This window comes from Nocardia sp. NPDC050718 (assembly GCF_040654235.1).
GTDB lineage: Bacteria > Actinomycetota > Actinomycetes > Mycobacteriales > Mycobacteriaceae > Nocardia.
Genome location: NZ_JBFAHQ010000003.1, coordinates 511,041 through 531,249 on the forward strand (window position 1 = coordinate 511,041; position 20,209 = coordinate 531,249).

General features: G+C 70.0%; 19 protein-coding genes. 9 read left to right on the plus strand and 10 right to left on the minus strand.

The annotated features are described in order from the left end of the window. Positions 1-3: 3 nt before the first annotated feature. Positions 4-1,083, plus strand: coding sequence for a phosphoribosylformylglycinamidine cyclo-ligase (gene purM, locus AB0H54_RS16840; RefSeq protein WP_355270972.1), 1,080 nt, complete (start codon positions 4-6; stop codon positions 1,081-1,083). Between the two features lie 289 nt (positions 1,084-1,372). On the opposite strand, the gene AB0H54_RS16845 is transcribed toward purM, so the two are convergent. From AB0H54_RS16845 to AB0H54_RS16860, 4 genes are all read right to left on the minus strand, one after another. After that, complete coding sequence (locus AB0H54_RS16845) at positions 1,373-1,594, minus strand: DUF3073 domain-containing protein (RefSeq protein ID WP_355270973.1); 222 nt, start codon at positions 1,592-1,594, stop codon at positions 1,373-1,375. A 175-nt stretch (positions 1,595-1,769) separates the two neighbouring features. After that, a complete protein-coding gene (locus AB0H54_RS16850) occupies positions 1,770-2,720 on the minus strand; it encodes an asparaginase (RefSeq protein ID WP_355270975.1) in 951 nt (316 codons plus the stop codon). Next, the gene (locus tag AB0H54_RS16855; protein WP_357346316.1) at positions 2,717-3,400 is read right to left on the minus strand and encodes an MOSC domain-containing protein; all 684 of its coding nucleotides are present in this window, start codon (positions 3,398-3,400) and stop codon (positions 2,717-2,719) included. Before AB0H54_RS16855 ends, AB0H54_RS16850 begins: the two co-directional genes overlap by 4 nt. Beyond that, a complete protein-coding gene (locus tag AB0H54_RS16860) occupies positions 3,397-4,521 on the minus strand; it encodes a folate-binding protein (protein ID WP_357346317.1) in 1,125 nt (374 codons plus the stop codon). The genes AB0H54_RS16855 and AB0H54_RS16860 overlap by 4 nt, the downstream gene beginning before the upstream one ends. Before the next feature lie 91 nt (positions 4,522-4,612). Here AB0H54_RS16860 and AB0H54_RS16865 point away from each other — a divergent pair, with 91 nt between their 5' ends. The 5 genes from AB0H54_RS16865 (at position 4,613) to cydC (ending at position 12,360) form a co-directional block, all read left to right on the plus strand. Further along, positions 4,613-5,515 (plus strand): aminodeoxychorismate lyase, encoded by a 903-nt coding sequence (locus AB0H54_RS16865; RefSeq protein WP_355270981.1) that lies wholly within the window; start codon positions 4,613-4,615, stop codon positions 5,513-5,515. Positions 5,516-5,692: 177 nt separating this feature from the next. Beyond that, positions 5,693-7,189 (plus strand): cytochrome ubiquinol oxidase subunit I, encoded by a 1,497-nt coding sequence (locus tag AB0H54_RS16870; protein WP_357346318.1) that lies wholly within the window; start codon positions 5,693-5,695, stop codon positions 7,187-7,189. Positions 7,190-7,198: 9 nt separating this feature from the next. After that, entirely contained in the window at positions 7,199-8,227 is a 1,029-nt protein-coding gene (cydB, locus tag AB0H54_RS16875; RefSeq protein WP_355270984.1) for a cytochrome d ubiquinol oxidase subunit II, read from the plus strand. A gap of 3 nt (positions 8,228-8,230) precedes the next feature. Further along, on the plus strand, positions 8,231-10,252 hold the full coding sequence (cydD, locus tag AB0H54_RS16880; RefSeq protein ID WP_357346319.1) for a thiol reductant ABC exporter subunit CydD: 2,022 nt from the start codon (positions 8,231-8,233) through the stop codon (positions 10,250-10,252). A gap of 62 nt (positions 10,253-10,314) precedes the next feature. Then, complete coding sequence (gene cydC, locus AB0H54_RS16885; RefSeq protein WP_357346611.1) at positions 10,315-12,360, plus strand: thiol reductant ABC exporter subunit CydC; 2,046 nt, start codon at positions 10,315-10,317, stop codon at positions 12,358-12,360. Positions 12,361-12,693: 333 nt separating this feature from the next. Here cydC and AB0H54_RS16890 read toward each other — a convergent pair whose 3' ends face one another. The 6 genes from AB0H54_RS16890 to AB0H54_RS16915 form a co-directional block, all read right to left on the minus strand. Next, positions 12,694-13,386: an FABP family protein gene (locus tag AB0H54_RS16890; RefSeq protein ID WP_357346320.1), complete on the minus strand. Its 693-nt coding sequence runs from the start codon at positions 13,384-13,386 to the stop codon at positions 12,694-12,696. A 179-nt stretch (positions 13,387-13,565) separates the two neighbouring features. After that, on the minus strand, positions 13,566-13,871 hold the full coding sequence (locus AB0H54_RS16895; RefSeq protein WP_022565856.1) for a DUF1416 domain-containing protein: 306 nt from the start codon (positions 13,869-13,871) through the stop codon (positions 13,566-13,568). A gap of 4 nt (positions 13,872-13,875) precedes the next feature. Next, entirely contained in the window at positions 13,876-14,709 is an 834-nt protein-coding gene (locus AB0H54_RS16900) for a sulfurtransferase (RefSeq protein WP_357346321.1), read from the minus strand. 31 nt (positions 14,710-14,740) lie between these two features. Beyond that, on the minus strand, positions 14,741-15,211 hold the full coding sequence (locus AB0H54_RS16905) for a DUF4395 domain-containing protein (protein ID WP_355270991.1): 471 nt from the start codon (positions 15,209-15,211) through the stop codon (positions 14,741-14,743). Between the two features lie 268 nt (positions 15,212-15,479). Continuing rightward, positions 15,480-15,914 carry a thioredoxin family protein gene (locus AB0H54_RS16910; RefSeq protein ID WP_357346322.1) on the minus strand — a complete coding sequence of 145 codons (435 nt, stop codon included), beginning with the start codon at positions 15,912-15,914 and terminating at the stop codon, positions 15,480-15,482. Then, a complete protein-coding gene (locus AB0H54_RS16915) occupies positions 15,911-16,756 on the minus strand; it encodes an LmeA family phospholipid-binding protein (RefSeq protein ID WP_355270994.1) in 846 nt (281 codons plus the stop codon). Before AB0H54_RS16915 ends, AB0H54_RS16910 begins: the two co-directional genes overlap by 4 nt. A 184-nt stretch (positions 16,757-16,940) precedes the next feature. On the opposite strand from AB0H54_RS16915, the gene AB0H54_RS16920 reads away from it, so the two are divergent. The 3 genes from AB0H54_RS16920 (at position 16,941) to pstS (ending at position 20,091) form a co-directional block, all read left to right on the plus strand. Continuing rightward, the gene (locus AB0H54_RS16920; protein ID WP_355270996.1) at positions 16,941-17,702 is read left to right on the plus strand and encodes a response regulator transcription factor; all 762 of its coding nucleotides are present in this window, start codon (positions 16,941-16,943) and stop codon (positions 17,700-17,702) included. Between the two features lie 73 nt (positions 17,703-17,775). After that, positions 17,776-18,684, plus strand: coding sequence for a mycothiol synthase (gene mshD / locus AB0H54_RS16925; protein ID WP_357346323.1), 909 nt, complete (start codon positions 17,776-17,778; stop codon positions 18,682-18,684). Positions 18,685-18,978: 294 nt separating this feature from the next. Continuing rightward, the gene (gene pstS / locus AB0H54_RS16930; RefSeq protein ID WP_357346324.1) at positions 18,979-20,091 is read left to right on the plus strand and encodes a phosphate ABC transporter substrate-binding protein PstS; all 1,113 of its coding nucleotides are present in this window, start codon (positions 18,979-18,981) and stop codon (positions 20,089-20,091) included. Positions 20,092-20,209: the final 118 nt, after the last annotated feature.

Sequence of the window (20,209 nt, forward strand, 5' to 3'; positions counted from 1 at the left end):
ACAATGACTGAACAGACCCCCAGCGGTGCCGGCGCTTCCTACGCCGCGGCAGGCGTGGACATCGAAGCCGGTGACCGCGCCGTCGAATTGTTCGGACCATTGGCGAAGAAGGCCAGCCGGCCCGAGGTGCAGGGTGGGCTAGGTGGCTTCGCCGGCCTGTTCGCCCTCAAGGGCGGATACCGCGAGCCGCTGCTGGCCGCGTCCACCGACGGTGTCGGCACGAAGATCGCCGTCGCCCAGGCGCTGGACAAGCACGACACCGTCGGCCTCGACCTGGTCGCGATGGTCGTCGACGACCTGGTGGTCTGTGGCGCCGAGCCGCTGTTCCTGCAGGACTACATCGCCATCGGCAAGGTCGTCCCGGAGAAGGTCGCCGAGCTGGTCTCCGGCATCGCCGAGGGCTGCATCAAGGCCGGTTGCGCGCTGCTCGGCGGCGAGACCGCGGAGCACCCGGGCCTGATGGACCCGGACGACTACGACCTGTCCGCCACCGGCGTCGGCGTCGTGGAGGCCGATTCGGTGCTCGGCCCCGACCGCGTTCGCCCCGGCGACGTCGTCATCGCGATGGGCTCCTCGGGCCTGCACTCCAACGGCTACAGCCTGGCCCGCAAGGTTCTGCTCGACATCGACCGGATGTCGCTGACCGGCTATGTCGAGGAGTTCGGCCGCACCCTCGGTGAAGAGCTGCTCGAGCCGACCCGCATCTACGCCAAGGACTGCCTCGCGCTGATCGCCGAGACCGATGTGCGCACCTTCTCGCACGTCACCGGTGGTGGCCTGGCCGCCAACCTGGCGCGCGTGCTGCCCGCGGGCCTGGTCGCCGAGCTGGACCGCGGCACCTGGAACCCGGCGCCGGTGTTCAAGCTGATCGCCCAGCGCGGTCGCGTCGAGCGCGTCGAGATGGAGAAGACGTTCAACATGGGCGTCGGCATGGTCGCCATCGTCGCGCCCGAGGACGCCGACCGCGCGCTGGCGGTGCTCACCGCCCGCCACATCGACTGCTGGACCCTGGGCCAGGTCAAGAAGGCCGCCGACGCCGACGCCCCGCGCGCCGTGCTGCTGGGCGATCACCCCAGGTTCTGACGCGCTGTCTCCACCACGTGAGCCGGGTCGCTGCTGCGGCCCGGCTCACGTCTTTGCAGCGGTTTGTTTGTTCGCCGTAGAAACGGCTATCCCGAGCGAGTGGGGTAGGTGCCCGTCGGCTCGGGGCGGTCGGGGCCTCGAGGCGGCGAACACGACGAGCGTCCTGTGTGTGCACAGGACGCTCGTCGTCTATTCGGATGTTCGCCGTACTCCTGCGAGCCTGGCGCCGTGGACCGGACAACGGCTGAAGGGGGAGGCCGCGTTGGCCTCCCCCTTCACCGGCGTTCGGTCAGCGGCGCCAGCTGTCGTAGTCGTCGTCCTCGTTGTTCCAACGGGATGCCGACTCGTCTGCGTCGTGCTCATCGGAAATCACGCCGCCACTTCTCGGTTGAGAGTGCGGAGTGCTATCCGACAGCTCGCGCTGAAGGCTCGCGAAGTCGGTCGGCGCGGAGCTGTACTTGAGCTCACGTGCGACTTTGGTCTGCTTTGCCTTAGCCCGGCCACGGCCCATGGCTGACCCCCTCGCGTCACTGCGGGGCGGCCTGGGGTTTGTTGGCGGCCCCGTTCGAATTAATACTCTTCCTGACAGACACTTTAGCGTGTGTTAGACGGTCGCGCTCCCAGGAGTGGGTGAAGAACTACCGAACCGCCGCCGTTTGCCCCTTCTTCGCCCGAACCGCCTGGTCTCAGAGCACTCCCGGGATCGCCCGGATGACGCCGACTCTGGCGTCGCCGCCGAGCACCGCGGTGGCCGCGAGGTCGGTGTGCCGGTCGGTCCAGTCGACCCCGAGCCTGCGCAGAATCGCCAGCGTCAGCGGCATCCTGGCCCGGTCGTGACCGTCGTCGATCTTGTACGCGAAGGCCCGGCCGTCGGGGAGCGCGCCCGCGTGCACGCCGTCCGCGCCGATCTTGCAGAACAGGCCGGGGGTCGCCGCCATGGCCAGCAGGTCCGGGCCCTTCGTGCCCGAAATCACTCGCGGATTCGCCCGAACGGCATCGGCGATCCGGCGCGGCGCGGTACCGGGCTCGGCCGTGGTGAAGCCGGCGAACGCGCGCGCGAGATTGATCAGCGAGACGGGCACGATCGGCAGGCCGCAGCCGTCGATGCCAAGGTCGGTCTCCGGTTCGCCGGTGACGTCGGCGACGGTGGCGAGCACGGCCTGCTGCAACGGGTGCTCGACGTCGAGATACCCGGTGCGCGGCCAGTCGTTGATCACGCAGGTGGCCAGCATCGCCGCGTGTTTGCCCGAGCAGTTCATGTACAGCGGGCTCGGACCCGAGCCGGTGAGCGCGGCGGCGCGGGCCCGCTCCTCGAAGGGCAGGTCGGGCGGGCAGGCGAGGTCGGTTGGGCTGAAGCCGTAGCGGTCGAGCAGCCTGCGGACCAGGGCGATGTGGTCGGGCTCGCCGAAATGCGAGGCGGTGGCCACCGCCAGCTCGTCGTCGTCGACGGGGTCGAAACCGTTGCGCAGCAGGGTCAGCGCCTGCATCGGCTTGTTGGTCGAACGCGGGAAGATCGGGCCGTGCACCTCGCCGAGTTCGAGCGTCGGGGTGCCGTCGGCGTCGAGCACCACCACCGACCCGCGGTGCACGCACTCACGGAAGCCCGAGCGAACGACCTCGACCAGTTCCACGCTCATGACCGCACCTCCAGGTCGACGTCGGCGCGGGTTCTGGTGTGCCGGTCGATCTGCCTGCGGACGTCGTCGGAGATGGTCGGCTCCTCGGTCCGCAGGCGTTCGAGCAGGGCGGGGTCGGCACCGGTGAACAGGTCGCGCACGGTGATCCCGTGCGCGGGGACGTGCACGACGCGTGCCTCGTCGCCCGCGCCGATCGTGCCCTCGGTCAGCACCCGGAAGTAGGCGCCGGTGTCGGAGCGCAGCGTGAAGCGCTTCACCCACTGCCGTTCGCCCGTCCACTGCTGGAAGCTCGAGCAGGGCACCCGCGGCGCGCTGACCTCGAGCAGGGTGTCGCCGATGGTGAGGTGCGCGCCGAGCACCGCGTCGCTGATCGGCAGCCCGCTCAGGCGCAGGTTCTCGCCGAACCAGCCGGCGGGCAGGTCGCGGTCGAGTTCGCCGCCCCAGCGCCGGGCGTCGTGCTCGTCGTAGGCGTAGACGGCCTGGTGCACGCCGCCGTGGTTGACGGTGTCGCAGACGTGGTCACCGGCCAGGCCGAGCGTGCTCACCGCGACCCGGCCGTCGACGGGACGCTTGTCGATCGCGCTGCGGCCGACCCGGCCGCGGACCTCGATCTCGGCGTGCACGACGCACACGGCCTCGACCCGGCCGGTGGCACCGACACGCAGGAGCGGGCGGCTCATCGCCCGCGCAGCCGGTCGACGGCGGCCCGGCCCGCCTGCACGGCATCGTCGGCGGGGACCGAGTCGGGGTCGATGGCGGCGGCCATGCTGCCGACCACCAGTTCGGTGCCGGCGGGGACCGACCGCTTGACCAGCGCCAGCGCGATCGGGCCGAGTTCGTAGTGGTCGACGACGGTGCCGAGCCTGCCGACGGTGCGCCCGCCCGCGGTGACGTCGTCGCCGGTGGCCGGGCGCTCGTCGGCGGAACCGTCCAGGTGCAGCAGCACCAGGTTGCGCGGTGGCTTGCCCAGGTTGTGCACCCGGGCGACCGTCTCCTGGCCGCGGTAGCAGCCCTTGTTCAGGTGCACCGCGCCGTGCTCGTCGACGCCGCCGATCCAGCGGGCCTCGTGCGGGATGGTGCGCTCGTCGGTGTCGACGCCGATCCGCGGCCGCAGCGCGGCCACCCGCAGCGCCTCGAACGCCCACATGCCCGCCGGCGCGGCTCCGGCCTGGGTGAGCTTGCTCCACCAGGCGGTGAGGTCGGCGCGCGGGACGACGAGGTCGAAGGCGTCGTCACCCGGCCACGGCATCCGGCGCAGGAAGCCGCCGCCCGGCAGCGCCACGGCGACGTAGACCTCGGGCAGCGCGTCGATGCCGAGCGCGCCGAGCAGCGTGCCGACCTGCGGGCCGAGCAGGCTCAGCACGGCGTAATCGGGCGCGGCCACGGGCTTGGCGTCGGCCCAGAAGACCATCTTCTGCAGGAACGACAGCAGTTCGGCACCGCGCTCGGCCTCGGTGTCGAGCCAGGCGGTGCCGTCGAGGTCGGTGAGCACGAAGTGGTGCTGCACGCGGCCGTTGAGATCGAGGTCGAGATTCTCGGCGCTGTGCCCGTCGGGGAGCGCGGCGATGTGCTGGCTGGTGATGGTGTGCAGCCAGCTCAGGCGCTCGGCGCCGGTGATCGTGGCGACGGCGCGATGGGAGCGATCGACCACCGCGACCCGCTGCGCGGCGGCCTTCTGTTCACCGAACGGATCGCCGTAATGCCAGGCGACGGCAGCGTCCGGGGAACCCGGCGCGCCCGCGACAGCACCCGGAGTGTGGAGAACAGGACTGGGGGCGACGACCACCGACACATCACCCACTGTAGGCGCGTCCACCGACACGCGCCGCAGCCGGGCGTCCGAATTGGAGCAGCCATAGGCATAACGGACCGATAACGCCTACGCTCGTCACATGGGAGAACGGGTTCTTGTGACACTCGACGGCGCGGTCGCTGATGCGGACGCGCCGTCGCTTTATGCCGACGACATAGGCGCACTGCGCGGCGATGGCGTCTTCGAAACTATTTTGGTGCGCGGCGGCACGGCGACCGCGCTGGAATTCCACCTCGCCAGGCTGCGTCGTTCGGCGCAGGCGCTGGATCTGCCGGAGCCGGGACTGTCGAAGTGGCGCGCCGCCGTCGAGGTCGCGGTCAAGGAATGGGGTTCCGAGGAAGAGGGCTTGCTGCGGCTGATCTACACCCGCGGCCGCGACTCGGAATACGACGCGCCGACCGGCCTGACGTCGACGGACCCGAAGCCCACCGCGTATGTGCTCGTCTCCCCGGTCCCGGCCCGCGTCGCGACCGCCCGCGCCGAAGGCGTCAAGGTGATGTCGCTGGCCCGCGGCATCTCGGTCGACCTCGCGCAGGCCGCGCCGTGGCAGCTGCTCGGCGCGAAGACGCTGTCCTACGCGACCAACATGGCCGCGCTGCGCTTCGCCCGGCGGATGGGCGCCGAGGACGTGATCTTCCACAGCACCGAGCACCGCGTGCTCGAGGGCCCGCGCTCGACCGTGGTGATCGCGCGGGACAAGCAGCTCATCACCCCGCCCGCGAAGAGCGGTGTGCTGCCCGGGGTGACCCAGCGTTCGCTGTTCGCGGTCGCGGAGAAGCAGGGCTGGGAGTGCAAGTACCAGTCGCTGTTCACCGCCGACCTGTTCGACTGCGACAGCATCTGGCTGCTGTCGAGCATCACGCTGGCCGCGCGGGTGAACCAGCTCGACGGTGTGCGCATGTCGGCACCGGACAACGCGCAGGAAATCATCGATATGGTGGATCTGGGGATCGAGCGGCCGGGGACCATCGGCGACTGGTGAGTCGTGTGAGGGGCACGGGTGGGCGTGCCCCTGCGGCGCCGGGATTGCCCGGTCGGACCGCGTATATCCAATCGTGCAGCAACTTTTCGGCGTGTCGTGGCGGTTGTCACGCGCCACGGGGGTAAATCCGGGCGTACGATCTACTACGACTTGTCGTAGTAGAAGCTGGAGGGTCGGATGGACATTGTGGACGTCTCCCGGTGGCAATTCGGAATCACCACCGTCTATCACTTCATCTTCGTACCGCTGACCATCGGTCTCGCGCCGCTGATCGCCATGATGCAGACCGCCTGGGTGATCACCGGCAAGGAACACTGGTACCGCCTCACGAAGTTCTTCGGCAAACTGTTCCTGATCAACTTCGCCATCGGCGTCGCGACCGGCATCGTCCAGGAATTCCAGTTCGGGATGAACTGGAGCGAGTACTCCCGCTTCATCGGTGACGTCTTCGGCGCGCCACTGGCGCTGGAAGCGCTCATCGCGTTCTTCATGGAGTCGACGTTCATCGGCCTGTGGATCTTCGGCTGGACCCGGCTCCCGAAACTCGTGCACCTGGCCACGATCTGGATCGTCGCGTTCGGCGTGAACGCCTCGGCCTACTTCATCGTCGCCGCGAACTCGTTCATGCAGCACCCGGTCGGCGCGCACTACAACCCCGAGACCGGACGCGCCGAGCTGGAGAGCATCTGGGCGCTGCTCACCAACAACACGACGCTGGCCGCGTTCCCGCACGTCGTCGCGGGCGCGTTCCTCACCGCGGGCACCTTCGTCGCCGGTATCGCCGGCTGGTGGATGGTGCGCAACGCGCGCAGCGGTGACCCGGCGAAGCTCGACGAGGCGCGCACGATGTGGCGCCCGGTCGGGCGGGCGTCGCTGGTGGTCGTCGCGCTGGCCGGCGTCGCGGTGATCTTCACCGGCGACATCCAGGGCAAGCTGATGTTCGAACAGCAGCCGATGAAGATGGCCTCGGCGGAATCGCTGTGCCACACCCAGACCGACCCCGACTTCTCCATCCTGACCGTCGGCACGCACAACAACTGCGACAGCGTCACCCACGTGCTCGAGGTGCCCTACGTGCTGCCGTACCTGGCCGAGGGCCAGTTCACCGGCGTCACCCTCGACGGCGTCGTCGACCTGCAGCAGACCTACACCGTCAAGTACGGTCCCGGCGACTACCGGCCGAACCTGTTCGTCACCTACTGGTCGTTCCGCGCGATGATCGGCCTGGCCGCCGGTTCGGTGCTGCTGCTGCTCGTCGGCTTCTGGGTGACCCGCGGCGGCCGCGTCCCCGACCAGCGCTGGTTCTCCTGGCTCTGCCTGATCGCGATCCCCACGCCCTTCCTGGCCAACAGCGCGGGCTGGGTGTTCACCGAGATGGGGCGTCAGCCGTGGGCGGTGGTGCCCAACCCGACCGGCGACCCGAACATCCGGATGACGGTGCAGCAGGCCGTCTCCGACCACGCGCCCGCGACGGTGGTGTTCTCCCTGATCGTGTTCACCCTGCTCTACGGCGTGCTGGCGGTGGTGTGGTTCTACCTCATCCGCCGGTACACGATCGCCGGGCCGGACGCGCCGACGCCGCCGACCCCGGACGACGGGCCCGACGGCCCGGACACCGGCAGGCATCGCAAACCGGAAGAGCCTGCCGTCGAGCAACTTTCCTTCGCTTACTAGGAGCCGGTGATGGATCTGCAGCAATTCTGGTTCGTCCTGATCGGCGTGCTCTTCACCGGCTACTTCGTGCTGGAGGGCTTCGACTTCGGCGTCGGCATGCTGATGCCGATCCTCGGCAAGGGCTCCGATACCCGTAAGCGGGTCGTGCTCAACACGATCGGACCCGTGTGGGACGCCAACGAGGTGTGGCTGATCACCGCGGGCGGCGCGATGTTCGCGGCGTTCCCCGAGTGGTACGCGAGCATGTTCTCCGGGTTCTACCTGGCGCTGTTGCTCCTGCTGGTGGCCCTGATCCTGCGGATCTGCGCGATCGAGTACCGCGCCAAGATCAACGATCCGAAATGGCGGGCCTGGTGCGATATCGGCATCGGGATCGGCTCCTGGATTCCCGCGCTGGCCTGGGGCTGGGTGTTCGCGAACCTGGTGCGCGGCGTGCCGCTGGACGCGGAGCGGCAGATCGTCGGCTCGGTGTGGGATCTGCTCAGCCCGTACGCCCTGCTCGGCGGCCTGGCGACCGGCATCCTGTTCGCCCTGCACGGCGCGGTGTTCCTGGTCCTCAAGACCGGCGGCGAGGTCCGCGACGACGCCCAGCGCATCGTCCGGCTGCTGCTGGTGCCGACCGCGGTGGTCGTCGGCGCGTTCGGGCTGTGGACCCAGCTCGCCTACGGCACCGGCTGGACCTGGGCGGTGCTGGTGACGGCGGTGCTCGGCCTGGTGCTCACCGGTGCGGCGAACGTGGCGGGCCGCGACGGCTGGGCCTTCGTCGGCACCACGGTCACCGTGGCCTCGGCGACCGTGCTCATCGTGGGCTCGATGTACCCGACCGTGCTGCCCTCGACCATCAGCCCGCTCTACGACCTGAACATCTACAACGCCGCCTCCAGCGCGTACACGCTGAAGGTGATGAGCTGGGCCGCGGTGCTGGCCACCCCGGTGGTGCTGGTCTACCAGGGCTGGACCTACTGGGTGTTCCGCCAGCGGCTGACCGTCGAGCAGATCCCGGCGCCGACCGGTCTGCCGCTGCGCAGCAAGGACTGAGCGATGACACGGGCGGACGCGGCCGCGGACGGATCGGCCGCCGAGCGGCAGCAGCCGGGCAGGCGTCCGCCCGTCGACCCACGGCTGTGGAAGTACGCCCGTTCGGCCAGGCCGCATCTGGTGGTGTCGGTGCTGCTCGCACTGGTCATCACGGCGACCATCGTGGTGCTGGCGGTGCTGCTCGGCCGGGTGCTGGCCGGGGTGATCACCGATCCCGGCAAGCGTGAGTTCGGCGCGTGGACAGGCGAATTGATCGGCCTGTCGATCGCGGTCGCGGTGCGCGCCGTGGCGAGCTGGTGGCAGGCGCGGCTGGCCCACCGGGCCGGTGCGACGGTCGTCGCCGAACTCGAATCGGCGGTGTTGCGGGCCGGTGCCGAACTGCCGCCACGGGAACTCGACGCCCGTCGCACCGAGATCGCGGTGGTCGTCGGCAACGGCCTCAGCGGGCTGCGCGGGTGGTTCACCGGCTATCTGCCCGCCCTGCTGCTGGCCTGCCTGGTGCCGCCGATCGTGCTGGTGGTCATCGCCTTCCACGATCCGACCTCGGCCATGATCGCGATCATCACGGTGCCGCTGATCCCGGTGTTCATGATCCTCATCGGGCTGCTCACCCAGGGCCGCGCCGAGGCGACCCTGGCCGCGACCACCCGCCTGTCCGATCAGCTGCTCGACCTGTTCGCCGGTATGCCGACGCTGCGTGCCCTCGGCCGCGAGGGGCCCGACGGGCCCAGCATGGTGAATCAGGTCAGGGCGCTGGGGGATTCGCTGCGGCAGCGGACCATGCGCGCGCTGCGGATCGCCTTCCTGTCCTCGATGGTGCTGGAATCGCTGGCGACGCTGAGCGTCGCGCTGATCGCCGTCGCGATCGGCCTGCGGCTGGTCTACGGCGAGATGACCTTGTACGCCGGGCTCGTCGCGCTGATCCTCGCGCCGGAGGTGTACTGGCCGCTGCGGCAGGTGGGGGAGAAGTTCCACGCGGCGCAGGACGGGATGGCCGCGGCCGACAAGGCTTTCGCGGTCCTGGAATCGGCGAATTCGTCGGCCGATCACGCGGATTCGATGGGCTCGCGGCTCGGCGGGGCGGCTCTCGGCGCCCACGGAACCGATGTTGAGCGCGAGACGCCCGGGATTGCCGCCGAGGATGCCGAGGCGGTGCGCGGTGCCGGGCTCGACCCGGGCGGTGTGGATCGCGGCGACGGACCAGGCGCGGCAGCGATCGTCCGGTGCCGTGCGGACCGCGGTGGGCAAGCGGGACCGCGCATCGTGGTGCGGGGGTTGACCATCGCAGCGCGATCCGGAAACGCGCCCGATCGCCTGACCGCGGACCTGGCCCCGGGCCTGATCACGGTGCTCACCGGGCCGAACGGATGCGGCAAATCGACCACGCTGCAAGCGATTCTGGGCCTGATCGCACCTGATGCCGGCGCGGTCCTCGTCGACGGCGCCGACGTCCGCGCGCTCGACCCGGACAGCTGGTGGGCCCACATCGCCTGGCTGCCCCAGCGCCCGGTGCTGGTCCCCGGCACCCTGCGCGAGAACATCGAACTACTCGGCGCGCACTCCACCGCCGCCGACCTCGACGAGATCAGCGCCGCAACGGGTTTCGACACCGTCCTCGACGAACTCCCCGACCGCTGGGACACCCGGGTCGGTCAGGGCGGTCTGGGCCTGTCCCTCGGCCAGCGCCAACGCCTCGCCCTCACCCGCGTCCTGGCCGCCCGCCGCCCCGTCCTCCTGCTCGACGAACCCACCGCCCACCTCGACTCCCACAGCGAACAACAGGTGCTCACCACCCTTCGCACCCTCGCCACCGCGGGCGCGACCGTCGTCATCGTCGGCCACCGCCCGACCGTCCTGGCCGCCGCCGATGTCGTCGTGGAGGTGGTCGGGAGCAGCGCGCCCGGCATCGAAGACCCCGCTCCCGCCCAGCCGCCGACGGTGCTCGGTGGCGACGATTCCGGATCGCGCGGGCGCGGACGGGGCAACGTGGGCGTTCGTGGTGTGGAGGGGGTGTCGGTGTCGTGAGTGGAATCGGGTCGGTGCGTGGGGGTTCCGGGGGCGGGTCGTTGCTCGGGGATCTGCGGGAGATGTGGCGATTGCTGGCGCTCTCGCCGTGGCGGGTCGTGGTGGCGATCGCCTGGGGTGTGGCGGCGCTGGGCAGCGGGCTCGCGCTGGCCGCGCTGGCGGCGTGGTTGATCGCGCGGGCCTGGCAGATGCCGCCGGTGCTGTACCTGAGCGTGGCGGTGGTCGCCGTCCGGGCACTCGGCATCTCGCGCGGGCTGTGCCGCTATCTGGAGCGGCTGGCCACCCATGATGTGGCGCTGCGGGCGATGACGACGGCGCGGACTACGGTGTATCGCACGCTCGCGCATGCGAATATCTGGTGGTGGGGCGGGTCGTCGGCGGACCGGCTCGCGGCGATGTCGTCCGGCGGACGTGCTGATCCGCGGGAGGGGTCGGGTGCGCTCGACGGTTTGCGTGAGGCGCCGGGCGCTGCGGACGAGTCGGGCGGGTATGCCGATCTGGGGGTGAGGTCGGGCGCCGCCCACAGTCTGCGCAACGCGCCGGGCGTGGCCGTCGATGCGGGGACGCGCGCCGGTGATCTGCCCGAGTCTCCGGACAGCGGCGTCGATGTGGGGGCGACTTCGCGCCGGAGCGGTGAACTGCCTGCGCTCTCGGGTGGTGCCGATCTGCGGGAGATGCGGCGGGGGGATCTGCTGGTGCGGGTCGGGGCCGATATCGATGATCTCGGTGCGGTGGTGGTGCGGGTGCTGGTTCCGGTCGCGGTGGCGGTGATCCTGTCGCTGGCGGCGATCGGGCTGATCGCGTTCATCTCGGTGCCGGCGGCGGGGATTCTGGCTGTCGCCCTTGCTGTTTCGGGGATGCTCGCGCCCTGGCTGGCGGGGGTGTCGGCGCGGGAAGCCGAGCAGGCGGTGCGGGCCGATCGGGCGGAGTTCACGGCGGAAGCGGTCACCGTGCTCGACCACGCGGCCGAACTGCGGGTGGCGGGCAAGCTCGACGCGGCCCTCGCCCAGGCGGACACGGCGAATGGGCGCGCGGTGCGGGCCGAGGATACGGCCGCCGCGCACAGCGCGTGGGCCGCCGCGGCCACCCCGCTCTCGATCGGCGTCAGCGCGCTCGGCGCGCTCCTGGTCGGCATCGCGGCCTACGGCCCGACCGGCGGCCTCCCCGGCGGCATGACCCCGATGGCCCTCACCATCCTGGTGCTCGTCCCCCTGTCGGCCTTCGAAGCCGTCGGCGCCCTCCCCGCCGCCGCGACCACCCTGACCACCTCCCGAGCCGCCCTCCACCGCCTCCGCGCCGCCGAAACCGCCACGACCGACGCTGCCGCGCCCGAGACGTCCCATACCGATGTCGGGGCCACCGCGACCGACTCGACTGCCGCGCGGGGCGCGACTGCCGCGCCGGGCACGACTGCCGCGCCGGGTGCGACTGCCGCGCCGGGTGCGACTGCCGCGACCGGCCCGACCGACACCGCAGGTCACGGCACCGCCGCCCACAGTTCGGCGGATCCAGGGCGCGGGACGGGCGAGAAACCGTCCTCGTCGCGAATTCCACTACCCGACGGCCGTCGAATCGTCGTGGTAGGACCGAGTGGTGCGGGCAAGACGACGCTGCTCATGGCCTGGGCGGGCCTGTTCGACACCCCGCGCGAAGGCGTCACCTTCTTCGCCGAAGACGCCCATCTGTTCGGCACCTCGATCCTGGAGAACCTGCGGGTCGCCAAAGGCGATCTGACGGCCGAGGACGCCGCGGCCGCACTGCGCCTGGTCGGCCTCGGTCCCTGGCTGGACTCCCTGCCCGACGGGGTGCACACCGGGCTCACGGCGGGCGCGGCCACGGTCTCGGGTGGTCAGCGCCGCCGCCTCCTGCTCGCCCGCGCGCTGGTCGCCCCGGCGCACACCCTGCTGCTGGACGAGCCCACCGAGCACTTGGCGGCCGCCGAGGGGGAGCGGCTGCTGCTGGATCTGCTCGACATCGACAGCGGACTGGTCGCCACGGATCGGACGGTCGTCGTGGTCACCCACCAGCTCCCGGCGCACCACCGCGCCGACACGATCGTCACCGTCGACGCGACCGGCGCCCGCCACCTCGTCCACCTCGCGCACTGACCGGCATCCGCCCAGGTCAGACCCGCGAGAAAATCAATTGCCGACCTCGCGGCGCACCGATAGATTCGTCGGTACACAAGAGAGGAGGTGGTCTGAAGAATGTATGTTCATCGGATGCGTGAGGTGGCTGCCCGCTAGCAGCACCACTGCGGGAGATTCCCCAGCGGTGCGCTGAGCGAATCCCAGGCAGTCACCCGACCCCCGAGCCCCCGGCCTATCCAACCGGGACCGTCATGTTCTCGAGCGTGGCGGAACGGCTCGGGGGTCGCTCCATTTCCACCGGAGAACGTCGAAGGCCCCGCACGGGTACGCGCGGGGCCTTCGGTGCGTCTGTCAGCCGATGTAGCGCTGCAGGCGGGCGGAGAGGCGGGGTTCGAGGGCGCCGTCGGCGTCGACGCGCTCCTCGACGTAGGCCAGGTCGCCGCCCTCGACGATGCCGTAGAGGCGCTTGGCGCCGCCGACGACCGCGCCGGACTGACTGCGGATCACCACGTCGGTGGCCAGTTCCCAGGAGGACTGGGTGCGGGCGGTGCCGTAGAACAGTTCGACGATGCCGTTGCTGTGGGTGAGCAGGAGTTCGAGCATCTCGTCGTCACCCTCGGTGCCGACGCGCCAGAAGCCGCTCTCGCGCAGATCGGTGCGCTCGAAATTGCCCTCGCCGTCGAGCTTCCAGGTCTGCGACTCCCAGATCAGGTAGTCGCCGCCGTCGTGCGAGACGACGATCTGCTGGCCGAAGCGGTAGTCGCCGTCGGTGGAGTGATTGCCCTCGCCCTCGCCGCGCCACACGCCGACCAGCGGCAGCAACGCCAGCATGGCGTGGTTCAGATCGGGACCCTCGCGCAGATTCGCGGTGTCCTCGGGCAGCGGAAGACCCGGCAGGACCGAAATGTTTCGGACGCCGGTCTCTTTCGCGCGTTCGACAGCGGTGTTCACTGCCTCGTCGCCGCTTCGACGCTCGGCCGGAGCGTCGTGCTCGGTGCTCGCTCGCTCGGCCGGATCGGAACCCTCGCTCGCGAGTCCGCTCATGACTCGGTGAACAGCCGGTAGAAGACGTACAGGCCGAACCAGCCGATGAGGATCGACACGGCGATGAGGAGAATCTCGAAGAAGAGGACCACGATCGGAGTCTAGCGACTCCGCCGGGCGGACACGAAAACGGCCCTGGTAGTTCCCGCACAGGAACTACCAGGGCCGTTGTGAGGTACTTACTTCGCGACCTCGACGTCCACCGAGTGGATGCCGGCGCCCTCGGGGCGGACCTCGGCCGAGCCGTTGCCCGACGAGGACAGCGCGCGCAGGGTCCACGAACCCGGCGCGGCGAAGAAGCGGAAGTCACCGGTGCCGGAGGCCACGACCTCGGCGGTGAAATCACCGTTGCCGTCGAGCAGACGCACGAACGCGCCGCCCACCGGCTGACCGTCGGCGCTCAGGACACGGCCGGTGATGACCGTCTCCTTCTCCACGTCGACGCCGGCCGGGATGGCCTGACCCTGGGTAGGTGCTGCACACATAGATTTACGCTCCCAACTCGATAGGTGCACCGACGAGCGAACCGTATTCGGTCCAGCTGCCGTCGTAGTTCTTGACGTTCTGGTGGCCGAGCAGCTCCTGCAGCACGAACCAGGTGTGCGAGGAACGCTCACCGATGCGGCAGTAGGCGATGGTCTCCTTCTCGCCGTCCAGGCCCGCGTCCTTGTACAGCTCGGCGAGCTCGGCGTCGGAACGGAAGGTGCCGTCCTCGTTGGCCGCCTTGCTCCACGGCACGTTGATCGCGCCGGGGATGTGGCCGGGACGCTGGCTCTGCTCCTGCGGCAGGTGCGCGGGCGCCAGGATCTTGCCGGAGAACTCGTCGGGCGAACGCACGTCGACCAGGTTCTTGGCGCCGATGGCCGCGATGACCTCGTCGCGGAACGCGCGGATCGAGGTGTCGGGGGCGGCGGCCTTGTACTGGGTGGCCGGGCGCGAGACCGCGTCACGCGAGAGCGGACGACCGTCGAGCTCCCACTTCTTGCGGCCACCGTCGAGCAGCTTGACGTCGTTGTGGCCGTACAGCTTGAAGTACCAGTAGGCGTAGGCCGCGAACCAGTTGTTGTTGCCGCCGTACAGCACGACGGTGTCGTCGTTGGCGATGCCGCGCGCGGAGAGCAGGTCGGAGAACTGCTCCTGGTTCACGAAGTCGCGACGAACCTGATCCTGCAGGTCGGTCTTCCAGTCCAGCCGGACGGCGCCCTCGATGTGGCCACCCTCGTAGGCGGAGGTGTCCTCGTCGACCTCGACGAAGACGACGCCGGGGGCGTTGAGGTTCTCTTCGGCCCAGTCAACGGAGACCAGGACATCGGAGCGAGCCATGTTGTTCCTTTCAGAGATGACTTGCAGGGGTTCAGTTCGATGCCGGGGCAGTGGACCGGCGGAAGCGGGCCACCAGCGGGTAGATCTGGCAGCCCAGGCAGACCCCGAACGCCGCGTTCAGGAACGCCGCGAACAGGGCGAAGCCGGCGAACACCGCGCCGACGATCGGGGAGCCGAGCGCGAAGCCCAGCAGGGAGAGACCGGCGAACGCGAAGCCGAGCAGCTGCGCGAAACGCAGCGGCGGCACGGGCTCGGTCTCGGTGGTCGGACCGTTGCGCGGCGCGACGAGCGCGGCGTAGATCCGGCCGTAAGGGTGCTTGGCGGGGCCGGCCGACGCGCCGATCGCGAACACGACGGCCTGCAGGCCGATCAGGAGCGCTGCGGCGGCGGTCGAGAACGCGGCGGTGACGAGCACGAGAACCAGCACGCCGGTGGTGATCCAGGCCACGAAACGCGGCCCGCGAACATCCACCCGGGGGGTGGCATCAGGGGAAATGGTCATGGTGCGAACTCCTGCGCTGAGTCGGTTCAGTGGGAACTGCAGTTCGCCGGGGGATCGTGTCGATCACTCGCGCGGCGGACAGAGGTCGGCGTCAGGAATCTCGGGAGAGAAGCCGACCGTTCAGCGGCACAGGCAGCAACAACCACCGAGCCGACACAGATCAACTGTGCGGCGTCGGGTGAGCATCAGCTCGTGGTCGGATTGCACGGGGAGTAGTTTACCCGGTCTCGTCGGGAAATGTCCCGGCCCCCCGGAACAAGGGGCCAGATCACACTGTCAGCGGTTCCAGCGCGGTGCGCAGATCGCCCGCCTTCGGCACTCCGGAGATGCGGAAACGCTCCTTGCCGTCGGCGTCGAAGACGAAGGTCGTCGGCAGCGAGAGGACGTTGAGCTCCCTTGCCAGCGCGGGGTCGGCGTCGATGTCGATCTCGATGTCGCGCGGGGCATTCGGGGACGTGGCGAGGTCGGCGGTGACGCCGGCGACGACGCGGCGCACCGCGTCACAGGGGCCGCACCAGTCGGCCGAGAAGTGCAGCACCGCGGGGGTGGCGCCGGTGACGCCTGCCGCGTCGAGCAGACGGGCGCGCTGCGCGGTCTCGGGGTCGAGGGTGGCCGGGCGGACCCGGCCCTGGTTGCGCCGCAGCAGCAGGCCCACCGCGACGGCGGCCAGCACGACGGCGGCGAGGATGGCTAGTTCGATCATGGTTGCAGCAATCGGTCCAGGTCGATGGTCAGGGAGCGGCCGACACCGTAGACGATGATCTGGCCACCCTTGGCCTCCACTTCGGTGGGGGCGATGCCGAACGGCAATTCCTTGGTATCGATCGTACGGCTGAAGCGCTCGAGCACCGCTGGCCGATCGACGTCGAGGATCTCGGTCTTGGTGGTCGAGACCGGGGTGTCCGCCGTGGCGGAGCGGTCCTTGTAGAAGCGGGTGGCCTGGATCCGGATCTTGTCCCCGTCCAGCATCAGGTCGGCCTCGACCTGCACTTCGACCCTGGTCGTGTTGTTCGACGGGGTGACGCCCGGCGCGAGGATCCGGCCGTTGGGCGCGACCGGCAGTGTGCCCTTGAGCACATGGGCGCCCGCGGTCGTCAGGCCGGAACCGCCCGAACCGCCGGTGCCGTCGGCCTTGTCGGCGGGTGGGCCGAGGACCTGCAGATCGGGGATGCCGAACAGGCGGCCGAGCTCGGTCGGCTCGATCGCCATCTGGGCCTCGACCCGGTCCACCTGCACCGCGCGCGCCGTGCCGTCGATCAGCTGACTCGCCGAGGCGTGCAGCCCGTAGAGATTGGCCTCGAGCGCGATCTCGCCCGGGATGTCGGGGCGCATGCTGCGGGCGCGGACCAGGACGTCGTCGTAGCGGCCCGACACCGCCTGGGCGATGAACGGGAATCCCTTGATGGTCACTTCGGGGTCGGCCGACAGATCGGCTCCGGCCCGTAGTTGCCGCGATACGTGGTACTCGGTGTAGGCGGCGGCGCCGAAATCGATCACCACCGCCACACCGGCCAGGCACAGCAGCCCGATGATCAGCTTGCGCATGCGAGCCAGCCTATCCGGCGCTACCGTTCGGGCGAAGCGCGCGCCGACGCGTTACCTCGTGGCCACCATGTTGCGAGGTCATGGCCGCGCACGCGCTAATGTTGCAGACGACTTACCTGTGTTTCGGCGACGTAGCTACGCGGCTGCTGTCGTCCGCGGAGCCACGAGATAGGAGGAGAGCCCGGTGGAGCTGCTCCTACTGACCTCCGACCCCAACCCCGATGCGGTGTTGCCGTCGTTGTCGCTGCTGGCGCACAACGTGCGGCCCGCGCCGACCGAGGTGTCGTCCCTGCTGGAAGCGGGGAGTGCCGACGTCGCGCTGGTCGACGCCAGAACCGACCTGGCCGCGGCCAGGGGGCTGTGCAGGCTGCTCGGCAGCACCGGCTCCTCGGTACCGGTCGTCGCGGTGCTGACCGAGGGCGGTCTGGTGGCCGTCAACGCGGACTGGGGCCTGGACGACATCCTGCTCCCCGGTACCGGCCCCGCCGAGCTGGACGCGCGCCTGCGCCTGCTGGTCGGCCGCAACGGTGGTGTGGCCAGCCCCGAGAACACGGGCAAGATCACCCTGGGTGAGCTGGTGATCGACGAGGGCACCTACACCGCGCGGCTGCGCGGCCGCCCGCTCGACCTCACCTACAAGGAATTCGAGCTGCTCAAGTACCTCGCCCAGCACGCGGGCCGGGTCTTCACCCGCGCCCAGCTGCTGCAGGAGGTGTGGGGCTACGACTTCTTCGGCGGCACCCGCACCGTCGACGTGCACGTGCGGCGCCTGCGCGCCAAGCTGGGCAGTGAGTACGAATCGCTGATCGGCACCGTGCGCAACGTCGGCTACAAGGCGGTGCGCCCGGCCAGGACGCCCGCGGCCAAGGGCGACGTGGTGAGTTTCCCCGACGAGGACGTCGACGGCGACGACACGCTGGCCCCGCTCAACGGCACCGCGCAGTAGTCGCGCCGAGCAGCGCCAAGACGGTACGGCGCGGCGCGGCAACGGCGCGCCGCGCACAGCGAGGAGGACGTCGATGTCGCAGACAGCAACCCTGACCTGGACCGGCCGGGTCGAGCCGGACACCGCGCCGCTGGTGCGCGAGCTGCTCGCCAGGGCGAAGGCCGCCGACGGCGTCGCGCCGGTCTCCGAGCAGGCCGTGCTGTCCCTCGCCGAGACCGACCCGGCGACCAGGCATCTGCTCGCCGAACGCGGTGGCGAACTCGTCGGTTACGCGAATCTCGTTGCGGCACATGCCGAACATCCCGCCATGGCCGAGGTCGCGGTCGACCCGACGGCCCGGGGCGCCGGCGTCGGCACCGAGCTGGTGCGCGCCGCGCTGGCCGAGGGCGGACCCGGCGCGCGGGTGTGGGCGCACGGTGACCTGCCCGCCGCCAAGGCGCTCGCCGCGGGCCTCGGACTGGTCACCGCGCGCGAACTGTGGCAGATGCGCCGCTCGCTGGCAACACCGGAGCTACCCGAGCTGGTGGTGCCGGACGATCTCGTCCTGCGCACCTACGCCGGCCCCGCCGACGACGCCGAACTGCTGCGCGTCAACAACGCCGCCTTCGCCTGGCATCCCGAGCAGGGCGGCTGGACCGAGCGCGACATCGCCGCCCGCCGCGCCGAATCCTGGTTCGACCCGGCCGGGCTGTTCCTGGCCTTCGACGCCGCCGATCCGGCCCGCCTGCTCGGTTTCCACTGGACCAAGGCGCATCCGGACGCCGCGCCCGCGGGCGAGGTCTACGTGGTCGGCATCGATCCGGCCGCGCAGGGGCGCGGTCTCGGCAGACTCCTGACCCTGGCCGGGCTGCGGTACCTGCGCGCGGAAGGGCTCGCCGAGGTGCTGCTCTACACCGAGGCCGACAACACGGCCGCCGTGCACACCTACACCCGGCTCGGGTTCGCGCCCGCGCATATCGACGTCGCCTACGCGGCGTCCTGACCGGGTGCGAGACACCTCACACCCGCGGTGAATTCTTCTGCGCCGCTGAATAGTGCGCGGCTGACGGGGTACGCGCGAGTAAAACTGGGGCAAACGTCACAATCGTGGCCCTAATCGCGCCGGGCTGTTCATTTTGCGTTAACCCACGTCGGGCCAACTGTCAACCGGGCGACCTTACGTTACTTCTGGGCGGCACAGTCGTCGCCTGGTGCGCGCGTTCCCCGCGATCCGCACCGCCCAACTCGCCCGGGCCGGTGAGGGACCGAGCGAGTCGTCAGCAATGTCGGAGGAAAAGTGAACTTCAAGCGCACCAGTGCCCTGGTCGGCGTCGTCGCCGCGGGCGCCATGACCCTGGCCGCCTGTGGCAGCGATGACAACACCACGGGTGACACCAGCAACGCCGCCAACACCAGCGTCGCCTGCGGCGGCAAGAAGGCGCTCAAGGCCTCCGGTGCCTCCTCGCAGAAGAACGCCATGGAGCGCTTCGTCGCCGCGTACGAGAACAACTGCGACGGCTACACCCTGAACTACACCTCCAGCGGCTCCGGCGCGGGCGTGAACGAGTTCATCGGCGGCCAGACCGATTTCGGTGGCTCCGACTCGGCGCTGAGCTCGAAGAAGGAAGAGCCGGCCAAGGCCCAGGAGCGCTGCGGCGCCCCGGCGTGGAACCTGCCGACCGTCTTCGGCCCGATCGCCATCACCTACAACGTCGACGGCGTGACCGACCTGGTCCTCGACGGCCCGACCGCCGCCAAGGTGTTCAACGGCTCCGTCGCCACCTGGGATGCCCCCGAGATCAAGGCGCTGAACCCCAACGCCAAGCTGCCCGCGGAGAAGATCGCCGTGATCTTCCGCTCCGACGAGTCGGGCACCACCGACAACTTCCAGCTCTACCTCGACGCCGCCTCCGACGGCGCGTGGGGCAAGGGCGGCGGCAAGACCTTCAACGGCGGTGTCGGTGAGGGCGCCAAGGGCAACGAGGGCACTTCGGCCGCGATCAAGAACACCAAGAACTCGATCACCTACAACGAGTGGTCCTTCGCCAAGGCACAGAGCCTGTCGATCGCGCAGATCATCACCTCCGCGTCCAAGGACCCGGTCAAGCTGTCGGCCGAGTCGGCCGGCAAGTCGATCGACGGTGTGAAGGTCAAGGGCGAGGGCAACGACCTGGTGCTCGACACCAGCTCGTTCTACAAGCCGACCGCCGCGGGCTCCTACCCGATCATGATGGCGACCTACGAGATCGTGTGCTCCAAGTACGCCGACGCCGAGACCAGCAAGGCCGTCAAGGCGTTCCTGACCTCGGTCGTCACCAACGGTCAGGCCGGTCTGGCCGACGCCGGCTACGTGCCGCTGCCGGACGCCTTCAAGACCAAGCTGACCACCGCGATCAACGCCATCTCCTGATCGCTTCCTGGCCATGACCATGCACCCTGAGGTGACCGCCGTGGGGGGGGGGGAATATCACAGCCCCCCGGCCGGCGGGGGTAAATGGGAATTTGCGGCCGCAACCAAAAAAGACAAA